General features: G+C 35.8%; 14 protein-coding genes. 11 read left to right on the top strand and 3 right to left on the bottom strand.

Annotated features, from left to right (window positions below; all coding sequences use genetic code 11):
- The first annotated feature begins 37 nt into the window (after positions 1-37).
- The 5 genes from ACQCPR_RS14605 to ACQCPR_RS14585 all read left to right on the top strand — a co-directional run bounded on the left by ACQCPR_RS14605 (position 38) and on the right by ACQCPR_RS14585 (position 4,698).
- Positions 38-676: a class I SAM-dependent DNA methyltransferase gene (locus tag ACQCPR_RS14605; RefSeq protein ID WP_427137372.1), complete on the top strand. Its 639-nt coding sequence runs from the start codon at positions 38-40 to the stop codon at positions 674-676.
- A 12-nt stretch (positions 677-688) separates the two neighbouring features.
- Positions 689-1,159, top strand: coding sequence for an S-ribosylhomocysteine lyase (locus ACQCPR_RS14600; protein ID WP_090566672.1), 471 nt, complete (start codon positions 689-691; stop codon positions 1,157-1,159).
- Positions 1,159-2,088 carry a PLP-dependent cysteine synthase family protein gene (locus tag ACQCPR_RS14595; protein WP_427137371.1) on the top strand — a complete coding sequence of 310 codons (930 nt, stop codon included), beginning with the start codon at positions 1,159-1,161 and terminating at the stop codon, positions 2,086-2,088. Before ACQCPR_RS14600 ends, ACQCPR_RS14595 begins: the two co-directional genes overlap by 1 nt.
- A 2-nt stretch (positions 2,089-2,090) precedes the next feature.
- Positions 2,091-3,224, top strand: a complete 1,134-nt coding sequence (locus ACQCPR_RS14590; protein WP_427137370.1) for a bifunctional cystathionine gamma-lyase/homocysteine desulfhydrase — start codon at positions 2,091-2,093, stop codon at positions 3,222-3,224.
- Positions 3,225-3,858: 634 nt separating this feature from the next.
- Positions 3,859-4,698 (top strand): DUF2268 domain-containing protein, encoded by an 840-nt coding sequence (locus ACQCPR_RS14585; RefSeq protein ID WP_090566681.1) that lies wholly within the window; start codon positions 3,859-3,861, stop codon positions 4,696-4,698.
- Positions 4,699-4,796: 98 nt separating this feature from the next.
- Here the strand turns inward: ACQCPR_RS14585 and ACQCPR_RS14580 are convergent, their stop codons facing one another.
- Positions 4,797-5,675: a LysR family transcriptional regulator gene (locus ACQCPR_RS14580; protein WP_241599013.1), complete on the bottom strand. Its 879-nt coding sequence runs from the start codon at positions 5,673-5,675 to the stop codon at positions 4,797-4,799.
- Between the two features lie 132 nt (positions 5,676-5,807).
- Here ACQCPR_RS14580 and ACQCPR_RS14575 point away from each other — a divergent pair, with 132 nt between their 5' ends.
- The 4 genes from ACQCPR_RS14575 to ACQCPR_RS14560 all read left to right on the top strand — a co-directional run bounded on the left by ACQCPR_RS14575 (position 5,808) and on the right by ACQCPR_RS14560 (position 9,088).
- Positions 5,808-6,776: a DMT family transporter gene (locus tag ACQCPR_RS14575; protein ID WP_427137369.1), complete on the top strand. Its 969-nt coding sequence runs from the start codon at positions 5,808-5,810 to the stop codon at positions 6,774-6,776.
- Between the two features lie 103 nt (positions 6,777-6,879).
- Positions 6,880-7,761, top strand: a complete 882-nt coding sequence (locus ACQCPR_RS14570; RefSeq protein WP_090566689.1) for a DMT family transporter — start codon at positions 6,880-6,882, stop codon at positions 7,759-7,761.
- A 280-nt stretch (positions 7,762-8,041) separates the two neighbouring features.
- Entirely contained in the window at positions 8,042-8,362 is a 321-nt protein-coding gene (locus ACQCPR_RS14565) for a DUF378 domain-containing protein (RefSeq protein WP_090566692.1), read from the top strand.
- A 564-nt stretch (positions 8,363-8,926) separates the two neighbouring features.
- On the top strand, positions 8,927-9,088 hold the full coding sequence (locus ACQCPR_RS14560; protein WP_416235946.1) for a putative holin-like toxin: 162 nt from the start codon (positions 8,927-8,929) through the stop codon (positions 9,086-9,088).
- Between the two features lie 213 nt (positions 9,089-9,301).
- Here the strand turns inward: ACQCPR_RS14560 and ACQCPR_RS14555 are convergent, their stop codons facing one another.
- Positions 9,302-10,078: an enoyl-CoA hydratase-related protein gene (locus tag ACQCPR_RS14555; protein ID WP_241599018.1), complete on the bottom strand. Its 777-nt coding sequence runs from the start codon at positions 10,076-10,078 to the stop codon at positions 9,302-9,304.
- Positions 10,079-10,236: 158 nt separating this feature from the next.
- On the opposite strand from ACQCPR_RS14555, the gene ACQCPR_RS14550 reads away from it, so the two are divergent.
- Positions 10,237-11,466 carry an EAL and HDOD domain-containing protein gene (locus ACQCPR_RS14550; RefSeq protein ID WP_427137368.1) on the top strand — a complete coding sequence of 410 codons (1,230 nt, stop codon included), beginning with the start codon at positions 10,237-10,239 and terminating at the stop codon, positions 11,464-11,466.
- 216 nt (positions 11,467-11,682) lie between these two features.
- Positions 11,683-12,048, top strand: a complete 366-nt coding sequence (locus tag ACQCPR_RS14545; protein ID WP_090566701.1) for a hypothetical protein — start codon at positions 11,683-11,685, stop codon at positions 12,046-12,048.
- On the opposite strand, the gene ACQCPR_RS14540 is transcribed toward ACQCPR_RS14545, so the two are convergent.
- Positions 12,045-12,584, bottom strand: coding sequence for a competence protein ComK (locus ACQCPR_RS14540; RefSeq protein ID WP_241599022.1), 540 nt, complete (start codon positions 12,582-12,584; stop codon positions 12,045-12,047). The two genes, ACQCPR_RS14545 and ACQCPR_RS14540, sit on opposite strands and share 4 nt — an antisense overlap.

The raw sequence follows: 12,584 nt of genomic DNA, 5'->3' as shown, positions 1-12,584 counted from the left end.
AGGTAGGAATAATATGTTTCAAAAAGGGGTTCTAAAAATGGGAAGAGAATTTGTCAATATTTTTGATGGTTGGGCAGACTCTTACGATGCATCCGTTTCTGGTAAAGATCCGGAATATCGTGATGTATTTAATGGCTATGAAACAATTTTAAATGAGGTAGCTCAACGTGTGTCTGGTACTATTATTGAATTTGGAACAGGTACTGGAAATTTAACTGCGAAGCTAGTGGAAGCAGGCTTTTCGGTTATTGGTATCGAACCTAATATTAAGATGCTTGAGGTAACCGCTAAACGTTTTCCCTCTATTCAAGTAATTGATGGGGATTTACTTGAATTTAAAGTAGTAAATGAACATATAGATGCAATTGTAAGTACGTATGTGTTCCATCATTTAACAGATGAAGAAAAGGGTTTAGCGCTAAAAAAATATGCGAATCTGCTACCGAAAAATGGAAAGTTAGTTTTTGCAGATACTGTTTTTCTTACAGAGGCAGCTAAACAAGCACAGATTTCTAAAGAAAGAAACCGTGGCTTTTTAAATGTAGTAGAAGACCTAGAAAGAGAATACTATACGACTATACCTATATTAGAAGAATTATTTACTGAAGCAGGGTTTCAAGTAGAATTTGTGAAAATGAATGATTATGTTTGGTTAATGGACGCAACGAAAAAATAAGGAGTGATACTCATGAAAAAAATGAATGTAGAAAGCTTTAACTTAGATCACACAAAAGTAGCAGCACCATTTGTACGCCTTGCAGGAACTAAAGTAGGAAACAATGGGGATGAAATCCTTAAATACGATATTCGTTTTAAACAACCAAATAAAGAGCATATGGAAATGCCAGGCCTCCACTCTTTAGAGCATTTAATGGCTGAGAATATCCGCAACCACACAGATCAAGTAGTAGATATTAGTCCTATGGGTTGCCAAACTGGTTTTTATTTGTCTGTCATCAATCATGACGATTTTGATGAAATCCTTGAAATTTTAGAAAAAACATTACAGGATGTTTTAAATGCAATAGAGGTTCCAGCTTGCAATGAAGTCCAATGTGGTTGGGCTGCAAGTCACAGCTTAGATGGTGCGAAAGAAATAGCTTCTGAAATGCTAGCTAAAAAAGATGAATGGCGTCAAATTTATATAGAGGAAGCATAATGAACATATTTAGTAGTGTGCAAGATTTAATAGGCAACACCCCCGTAGTGGAAATAAAACATATACCAATTCCTAATAATTGCCGAATTTTCGCCAAGTTAGAATATCTTAATCCAGGAGGCAGTGTAAAGGATCGATTAGGCTTGTCTTTGATTGAAGATGGAGAAAAGTCAGGCAAACTTTTGCCAGGTGGGACAATAATTGAACCAACTGCAGGTAATACAGGGATTGGAGTTGCTTTGGCTGCTATTGGCAAAGGATATAAGGTTATTTTTGTTGTTCCACAGAAATTTAGTGTGGAAAAGCAAACACTGATGCGTGCATTGGGGGCTGAGATTGTAAATACAGATACAGCGTTAGGCATGCAGGGTGCTATAAAAAAAGCGGCAGAACTAGTAGCAGAAACACCAAATGCTTTCTCTCCTTCTCAATTCTCTAATCCTGCAAATCCAGCTACGTATACGAAGACATTAGGACCGGAATTATGGCGTGATTTAAATGGTGAAATTGACGTCTTTGTTGCTGGTGCTGGATCTGGTGGAACTTTTATGGGTACTTCAACATATCTAAAAAAGCAAAAAGAATCGATTAAAACTGTTATTGTTGAGCCGGTTGGATCTATATTAAATGGTGGAGAATCAGGTTCTCATGAGACAGAAGGAATTGGAATGGAGTTTCTACCGGAATTCATGGATACTTCGTATTTTAATGCAATCCATACCGTAAGCGACGAGGAAGCATTTCAACAATTAAGGGCACTATCAAAAAGTGAAGGTTTACTAGTCGGAAGCTCTTCTGGAGCTGCTTTTCATGCTGCAATGAAGGAAGCAGAGATAGCGAAAGAAGGAAGTCATATTGTGACGATTTTTCCAGATTCAAGCGAACGGTATTTAAGTCAGAAGGTTTATGAACTATTCAAGGAGGAATAAAGATGCGCGCTAAAACGAAATTAATACATGCAGGAATTGTAGGAGACGAAACAACTGGAGCAGTATCGACACCGATTTATCAAGTGAGTACGTATAAACAAGAGGCAGTAGGTAAATTCAAGGGCTATGAATATTCACGTACTGGAAATCCTACTCGTCATGCATTAGAAGTATTGATCAGCGAGCTAGAAGGAGGAGTTGCAGGGTTTGCTTTCGCATCGGGAATGGCGGCAACTAGCTCTGTTATGATGCTTTTTGGCAAAGGTGACCATGTGATATTAACAGATGATGTATATGGCGGGACTTTCCGTGTTATTTCCAAAGTATTGAATCGCTTTGGCATTGAAGCGACATTTGTGGATACTGGAGATATTTCGAATGTAGAAGCAGAGATTAAAGAAAATACAAAAGCGATATTCTTGGAAACACCTACAAACCCACTATTAAAAGTCACTGATATTGAGGGAATTGCGAAGCTTGGGAAAGAAAAAGGACTATTAACAATAGTAGACAATACTTTCATGACGCCATACTTCCAACAACCGATTGCACTCGGCGCTGACATTGTCGTACATAGTGCGACCAAATATTTGGGGGGTCATAGTGATGTTGTAGCTGGTCTTGTTGTTGTAAACTCTGACCAGTTAGCTACAGATTTGCATTTTGTGCAAAACTCTGTAGGAGCAGTACTTGGGCCACAGGATTCTTGGCTACTAATGCGTGGTATTAAAACACTGGGGATACGTATGGAAGAGCATAATGTAAATGCACAACGAATTGCAGAGTTTTTGAATAATCATGAAGCTGTTTCTAATGTATTTTATCCGGGAATAGCGACTCATCCTGGACATGAGTTGATGAAAAAACAGACAACAGGCTTCGGGGGAATGATTTCCTTTGACGTTGGAAGTGCTGAGAAAGCAGATGAGCTTTTAGCGAAGCTTCGATTCTTTACACTTGCAGAAAGCTTAGGTGCAGTGGAGAGTTTAATCTCAGTTCCTGCTCGAATGACCCATGCATCTATCCCAAGTGTGCGTCGTGCAGAGCTGGGCATAACAGATGGGCTTGTCCGAATTTCAGTGGGAATTGAAGATGTAGAAGATTTATTGGACGATTTAACGCAAGCACTAGCATAATTTAAAGCATACTAACAGAAGTAGAAATTTTATTGGATAAGGAGAAAGCTTTACTAAATAATGGATATTTAATGAAATTGATTGGAATGGAGGGGCGACTCCTACGGGAATAGCGTGTCGCCTGAGACTACAGGCTCAGGCCACGCCCGTGGAAAGCGTCCCTTGAATGGAAATCAATTTTGTGCACAGCAAAAAAACAGCATTTTTCTCACAGAGAAAAATGCTGTTTTGGGGTTCTTGTCCCAGCCTCTTTTTAAAAATATGTATACAATGTCTTTCCAGTAGGGCTTTCAGCTCGTACTGTCCCCGCTGGAGTCGCCACATTACACTTCAATCTACTAAATGAGTAGTACTCCACAAGAAGATGGACCAGCATCTCCAAAACACCATATTTCTACTAACTCTTGTAACTTCATTGAGATGTAAGCGACCTTCTCAATCCACAATTCTTACCCTTTTTCTATGATATTTGCAACAGAGATTATATAGTTCATTTTGATTCATTTATAAGACCTTCTTTCTACAAAACTACAGTTTGTGTTGGCAATGAGGGCTTACTAAAGACAGTTGTCTATATTTCTGTGACTAAAAAAAAATAGAAACATATGCTATAAGACGAAAAAGGAGAGGGTTCATGTCGGTCAAAGAAACGAGAAACATGCTGATTACATTTGCGGAAAGATGCGAAGATCAAGATGGGAGAGGCGTAGAGACATTACAACGAGAGATTATATGCGATCCAGTTATGAAGTTTTTTCCGGAGGTAAATTCTGAGGTCATCCAATATGAACTTTTAAAAAATGGTTTATTTGACCCAACTGAATGGAAATCTTTAAAGAAAATCTTGAGAGAATTAGATTCCAAAAGTATTTGGGATATCGTAAAACAAGAATATAAATATTTGCGAGAATTATGGGATGGTCCAAAGGTTTCTATTTATATTTTCCCTATTAGAAAAGAGGGTACTAAACGGCGTAAGGACTCCCCACGTAAAAACGGCATTGCCTATAAAAGAGTACTTTTTCTTTTCGTATCTTCTGATCTTACCAAAGAAGAGATTAAGGCATTAGTAGCACATGAGTATAATCATGTATGTAGATTACAATTTTTAGATTCTCTTCCTGCAGCCATTCCCTTAGATGATTCATTAATTATTGAAGGACTTGGAGAGTTTGCGGTAAAGCAATTGTATGGTAAAAAGTGGATAGCACCTTGGACGAATATGTATCGTTTAGAAGAGGTAAGTGAAATATGGCAAAGACATTTTGTTCCTGCCTTACAGATAAAAGGGGTTAAAAATCATCAACTCTACTTATTTGGAAACCCTAACACACCGTTTTCTAAATGGATTGGATATCATATTGGCTATCAAATTGTGTATTCATATAACAAAAATTGCGGCCCTTTTGTTATGGCAGAATTGCTCCGTAAATCCTCCGATGAAATCATAGCAGGCTCTGACTTTGCAATATGAGTTAAGTTATATATTTTATAAAAAAGCGTCATCTCTATATTTTGGTAGATGACGCTTCGTTTTTACTTTAGGCTTTACATATGTCATCCTGCTCATTATTAAAATGATAATAGTTCAGAGGTTTCTCCTATGCTCAATTCAATAGTTTCGATAAATTTTTCGACTGTCGTTGTTAAGTAAGTATTCGACCGCCTAATAAATACGGTTTTAATTTCACTATATTTGGTCGGTAAAAAATGACATTGGATAAGTCCACGGGCTTCTAAGTGAGAAACTGCTGATTTAGGGATTAGGGTAATTCCCAAACCTGCGACGACACTGCTTAAAATTGTTTCTAACGTTCCGAACTCCATTACCTTACTAGGAACTATATTTTCATCTTTATACCAAGCTTCTAATCTTGCTCTATATCCACAACCTTTGTTAAAGCATAAAAATGGTTCGTTTTTCAGCAGTTCCAAGGAAGTTGTGTCTTTATTGGATATTAAAACTAGCTCCTCTTGAAAAACATCATGAGAGACAAGTTCTGGGTGAGGAATAGTTTCAGTGACAAATGCTCCGTCTAATCGATGATTTAATACTTCCTCTTGTAGCTTCTCTGTTACACCTGAGAAAAGAGACAGGTCTACTTCCTTATACTTTTTAGTAAAGGAAGATAAAATGATCGGTAGTTTAATAACAGTTTCGACTGTCCCAATTTCTAATTTACCAGACGGCTGTTCTTTATTTTGTACTACTTTTTTCATTTCCTTAGTTAGTGATAAGATTTGCTCGCAATATACTAATAACTTCTTTCCTTCAGGAGTTAAGCTCATGCCTCTATTATGACGATTAAATAATGGTGTGTTTAGTTCTGCTTCAAGTTTTTTTATACGTGCCGTAATATTTGACTGAACATAACTAAGTTCTTTCGCAACCTCTGTGACAGTTCCTTTTTGAGCAACAAGTTGAAATATTTCTAAGTCCCTAAGCTCCATCTTGTAACCCCTCCTTTGTATATTATATGGTATCACTAAAAGTGATATATAACATCAAAAAAAATCATTTTACATGATAGGTACTTTTGACGTTTAATAAGTAAGGGAATACGAGAAGGAGATTACTTATTTATGAAAAACAATATTTTTTTAGGAGCTTTTCTATGTTTTATCGCAAGTGTATCGTGGGGGGCAATGTTTCCAGTTGCACATCATGCTTTTACATATATTGATCCGTTTTACTTTACCATTTTCCGATATGGAGCAGTGGCGATTATTTTGGTCTTGTTTTTATTATGGAAGGAAGGACCAAAGGCATTTCGCATGGAGGGGAAAGGAATGCTATTATGGTTTTTCGGCACAATGGCATTTACCGTCTATAATTTACTAATTTTCTGGGGTGAGGATATACTTGGAGAACCAGGTGTAATGGTTGCATCTATTATGGAATCATTGATGCCTATGATCTCAATTATAATCGTTTGGTTATTTTATAGACGTCGTCCTTATTCATTTACATTATTATGTGTTGTTATTTCTTTCGTTGGAGCGATACTTGTTATCACGAAAGGGAATATAGGAGCGTTTCTTTCTGCAACTAATAATATTATTCCATCCTTATTTATATTAGTCGCAGTAGTAGGGTGGGTTGTGTATACGATGGGAGGAGACAAATTTAGAGGTTGGTCTGTCCTTCGTTACTCGACATTAAGCTGTTTGCTAGGTACGCTTTCAGCAATAATCATTGTAGGAATAGCGACAATGATAGGTTACGTCTCTATACCGACAGTTGATACGGTTCAAGCAGTTACTCCTCATCTACTATTCATGATTATCTTTCCAGGAGTTATTGCCTTAGTAGGTTGGAATGTTGGAGTTAGTATTCTATCACCTTTAAATGCTTTGTTATTTATTAATTTTGTTCCTGTAACGACGCTTGTTATTTCGAGTATTCAAGGAAACCACATATCTGCCTTTGAAATTATAGGAGTAGGATTTATCATACTGTCCCTTCTTGCTAATAATATTTTTGTACGGTTAATTCAAAAGAAAGAAACATTGCAAAGTGTAAAACAAAGTTTACAAGAAAGTATTTCCTAAATAAAAAGCGTCTTTTCCTACAACAAAAATATTGTAGAAGAAGGCGCTTTTTTTTGAATTCTTGCGATATACTAGTTTTAGTGAAAAAAGGTTGGTGGAAATAATGTTTAAATACATCGGAGAAATATTGCTAGTTCTTACAGCGATAATTTGGGGGAGTGGGTTTGTAGCCAGTGCAGTGGCTTTGGAACACTATACGCCTTACCAGATTTTAGCTGGTAGGTTTTTAGTGGGAGCAGTTATATTAAGCCTTATATTCTTCAAGAAGCTGAATAAATTAAAGAAAAGTACGCTAATTAAAGGAGCATTATTAGGTATATTTTTATACATAGCTTTTGCTCTTCAAACAGTGGGTTTACAATTCACAACACCATCAAAAAATGCTTTTTTAACAGCTGTGAACGTGGTAATCGTACCTTTTATAGGATTTCTTTTATATAAAAGAAAAATAGATATGTACGAACTTTCAGGGGCTCTTCTGGCTATTGTTGGTATTGCTATACTTTCTTTAAAATTATCTTCTGACGTGAATGTAGGAGATTTATTGACTTTAGGCTGTGCGGTAGGTTTTGCTTTTCATATTTTTTACACAGCTAAGTTTGTTAAGACAGAGGATCCTGTTGTGCTAACTATTGTACAAATGGTTACTGCCGCAGTAATTGGTTGTATCGTCGTGATATTTAGAGGAGAGACGAGCTTTTCTATGGAATCTGAGGGTATGATGAATCTGTTATACTTAGGAATTTTCTCCACAACCATTGCTTTTCTAATGCAAACAGTTGCTCAAAAATACATAACAGAAACAAAGGCAGCAATTATTTTAGCTACTGAATCTTTTTGGGGCATGCTCTTTTCCGTTATCATCCTGAGCGAGATTATGACGAGCAGAATGATTATCGGCGCCTTGATTATTCTATTAGCTATTCTTATTTCAGAAACAAAAATGGAATTTATGAAAAAGGATAAAATAAAAACTGTCCCTTAACATTGTATTTTACAATATCTATAAGTACAGATGAGTCAATATTATATTATAATTACGCGTTTCAATAAATGATAAATATCTGCTTGATATCACAATTTTTTATTCATTAAAATCGTACTCGTTGCTTTCAGCAGTAATCATGGATTTTTCGGATTTTGATTTCTCTTCATGTATGAATCGTTACTTCTGGTAAAAGATAAGAGCGAATCTTAGTTGTTTACGATATGTTATCCCATATCGTCGCTATCATTCATACAACTAATGAAGGAGGAGTTAATCAGTGGGATTTATACATCGGCTTGCTTTAGCCCTCGTTATAATTGGTGCTATTAACTGGGGATTGATCGGCTTTTTTGAATTCGATTTAGTTGCATCTATTTTCGGTGGGCAGACTGCACTATTTTCTAAAGTGATCTATGCATTGGTTGGCATTAGCGGCTTAATCTGCATTCCACTTTTATTTAGAACGTCCGAAGAAGAAGAGTTTGGGACGAGCAGACAAAGTTCTCGAAATCTTCAATATGGAACTGAATTTGGGGAGGAACCTGAATTTAAGGACATAAATGAAGACACATCGAAAGAGAACGAGCTGAATAAGTAGCTAAAAAAGGATAGATAACTGCTGTAAATTTTTGCAGATTATCTGTCCTTTTTTATTTATAAGAAAATATGTAAAAATGTTCCGTGAACACTGGTGGTTCCTGTGAATTCTGAGTTCATGATTTTCGTTGCAGATGGACGCTTTCCGCGGGGGGAGCGATGAGCTATCACCGTCGATGTAGTGTGTAGTACTCCAATAGAAGATTTAGCATAGCTTATTGCTTAGATGATAAGATTGGTCAAATTTTAGAGAGGTATCAAATTATTTGTAATCGATTTTGCATTAGAAATGCGATAATCCAATGAGTGAATTGAATAGCAAACGAAATTGCATCCTCGTGAGCTTACTCTAGGAACATTAGTCATGACCAGCATCTCTAAAAACATTGGCCAATCATATTAGCGATAAGTGGTAAGTCTGTCTAAAGCACTTCTAAACGTTAGACTATTAGGACTGGCGACTTTTTGTCTGGTTTTTCTTTAGGAATTTTTATTGATATATCTGTTAATTCTGATATTAAGGAATATGTGTGTGGTATACTAGAGGAAATAGATTGATAAACTCATGGGTGGTTGGCACCTGCTTTGTTCTTTCTGTCAAAGAGTTATAGACAGAGAGGGGGTGCTGCTTTTGACTGTTTTCGAATCGCTTGTAATAATGATTAGTTTTTCTTCGCTACTTGTAGCTCTTATTACACTTAGCTTTTCAATGACACGAAAAAAGTAATCCACCTATGAGTTAGCGCTCGGTTGGATTACTTTTGTCTGTCGTGCCATCCCCCTTGCAGGGAATCATTCTATTTGGCCGCTTAGATGGTTGCACATCTTAGCGGTTTTTATATTGTATCTGTTTTATGCATTTAGTATACCAACTTTTACACAGAGTAGCAAAGAAATCAAAAAATCTAAACCCTATCATTAGTACTTATAATGGATAAATTTATTTCCCTTTAAAAACAGGTTTTCTTTTTTCTACGAAGGCTTGAAGTGCTTCTATACGATCTTCTGTAGGAATAGTTATTTCATATGCTTTTCTTTCGATATTTAAACCAGTTTGTAGGTCCACATTCATCCCATGCTTTACAGCAAACTTAGCTTGTTGTAAGGCAATAGGTCCATTTGCAAGCATCAGTGCAGCAAATGCTTCGGTTTCTTCCTGCAGTGTTCCTCTCGTTGTTACCTTTGTTACCAACCCATAGGAGAGTGCTTCTTCTGATTTTAGCCTTTTAGCAGTTAAAATTAGTTCTAATGCTTTTGATTCTCCGATAAGTCTTGGTAGACGTTGTGTCCCACCAGCTCCTGGTATTATTGCCAAACTTGTTTCAGTTAAACCAAGCTGAATATCATCAGAGGCAATTCTAAAATCACAGGCAAGTGCTAATTCTGTTCCACCCCCAAATGCATAGCCGTTTAGCATAGCTATTGTTGGTTGTGGAAGGTTTTCAATTGCAGTAAATACTTCTCCGATTTTGTATATATTACGTTTTACTTGTTGATCAGTTAATGTTTTTCGTTCCTTTAAGTCTGCACCTACACTAAATGACTTTTCTCCTGCCCCTGTGAAAATAACTACACGGATGTCTGGATTAATGCGAATAGATTCTGCAATATCTCCAAGTTCACGAAGCATCTCATAGTTAAATGCATTTAATGAGTCTGGTCTGTTTAAAGTGACATATGCTAAATTACCCTGTTGATTATAACGGATGTATTCCATGAATATTTCTCCCCTTTCGACTTTCTCTCCCCATTATCAAACATATCATGTTCCAAGTTTTCTGTCATCCATAGGAAATAAATAGAAAATATATCGATTTTCATGGAAAGATTTGTTATAATAGAAATACTGAATATTTATGGATTTGAGGAGTTTGTATGGATATTTTTGTGGCGAGACAACCTATCTTTACAAAAAAAGAGCATATTTTTGCTTTTGAATTATTGTATCGTGATAGTAGTACGAATGCTTTTCCTGTTATAGATGGCGATTTAGCAACTTTAGAGGTATTAACCCATTCATTTTTAACGATAGGTATAAATAATCTTGCGGGAGAAAAGTTGTGTTTTATTAATTTTACTGAAAATTTATTAGATAATACATTATTTGATAAACTTCCACCTAAACGTATAGTTGTGGAAGTTTTAGAGGATATTCCAATTACCCCTTCTTTAATTCAAAAGCTTAAATACATAAAAAAGTTAGGTTTTTTACTTGCTTTAGATGACTTTATTTTACATAAAAATATAAACTTATATGATGAGTTATTTAGTTTAGTTAATTTTATCAAAGTTGATTTTATTTTGAGTAAGCCTTCTGAGAGAAAAGTTATTGAAGAAATTGTGAAGAAAAATTATCCTCATATTGTACTTTTAGCTGAAAAAGTAGAGACGCGTGAAGAATTTTATGATGCCAAAGAGGCAGGATACGGATTGTTCCAAGGCTACTTCTTTGCCAAACCTGAAATTATTAAAGGGACTGATATTCCTGCTAATATGGCACAGTATTTCCGCATTATTAGTTTGCTTCGTAACCAAGTTTCCTCTATTGAGCAAATAGCAGAAGAAATCGAGCGTGATGTGTCCATTTCCTTTAAAGTTTTAAAAATCATTAACTCACCAGCCGCTAGAAAAAAATCTAAAATTCGTTCCATTAAACAAGCGGTAGTGATGTTGGGATTAGAAGAATTGAATCACTGGATATATGTATTAATGTTAAGAGAGTCGAAAGCAAATTCTAATGGAGATGGAATGGCTCTTATTGAAGCATCCTTATTCCGGGCCAAGTTTTGTGAGTTACTGGCTAAAAGACAGTTTTTACAAAACTCCTCTGAATATTTCCTAGTAGGTATGTTTTCTTTAATCGACACATTACTACATCGGAAGATGAGTCATTTACTTCAAGAACTTCCGCTTACGGATGAGGTAGTAGAAACGCTTTCTGGGAAAGCTACCGATATGACTCCTTATCTAGAGCTTTCCGTAGCTTGTGATGAAGTAAGATGGGATGACATAATTGCAGGTGCAGAGGCTATCGATATTAATCACGCTACATTAAACAAATATTATTTAGAAGCCCGTAGTTGGGCTATGGATATAATAGGTTAAGAACAACTGCCATTTTATAGATGGCAGTTGTTCTTTTTTAGTGATTGTTTTTGTAGTTAAGGTGGAAGATTTCCTGAAAATTTCTTTATTCCTATCCACTATTATAATTTTTTTGTAATTGTTTCATTTATATACCAATGACTCGATTGTTGCATTTTTTGATAAAAGTAGTAAAATAAAAATCAGAACACACGTTCCCAATGAGGAGGAGTAGTTATGCCATTAATACCGGAAGAGGCAATTCCATATTTTGAAAACATGATTTATCTTCCAATGGTCCTGACTATCTTAGAAAAAGATCGAACTATTTTTGAAAAGGCTCCATTTAAATTGAAGCGTCCATACATCATTTTAGTGGAAGAAGCAGGAAAGCAAGTTCAGAAAGAACTAAAACAGACGCATATGTATATGAAGCGTCACAGTATGAAAGTTCTTCGAGGAGAAGGAGATGATATGTTCACAGAGTATGTATTTTTTCATGGAGGTTATGAAGAACATCGTCGTTACCTAAACGTTCGTCTCCGCAACAGAGTCGAAGAACTACTATCTATATATTTGGCTGTAGTAGAAAAACTTCGTTAGTACTGTGAGTCTTTTTGAAATTGTGGAATTTTAGTAATATAACCAGTATTTATCAGATGGCTCATCCGTTTTAGCAAATGCATATTTAGTATATTAGCAAATCCAACCTGTCTACTTATTGTCTGAGGAGATGAAGGCACAGTTATTTTTTGGCCATTTGTTAAAACGACTATACAACCATCTTTAGAAGGATAAAATGATTCTATTGCTCTAAAAGAGAACCAAACATTTAAATCCGATTTAGGAGAGAGTATTGGTATGAATATACACGGATTTCCAAAGTCATGAGCTATGAGAATCGGTAGCTTTAAATAGTTTCCAATCGCATCTCTCGATAATTGAGCAGTGTGTTGGAACGAAGAACCGTAAAAAGAGCAAGAGTGGCGAACGATATCAAAAGGCTTTTTACCTATTATATTTGATTCACCTGAAAAATTAGTTACTTTTGTAAATATCGTATTATTCACTACAATAGGTTGAAGTACAGCGGTTTCAAATGAAATAAAAAAAGATTTTTCTTCTACTTTTTTCGACAT

The organism is Psychrobacillus psychrodurans (genome assembly GCF_050209195.1).
GTDB classification, from domain to species: domain Bacteria; phylum Bacillota; class Bacilli; order Bacillales_A; family Planococcaceae; genus Psychrobacillus; species Psychrobacillus psychrodurans.
This window is presented reverse-complemented; position numbering and strand designations above follow the sequence as displayed.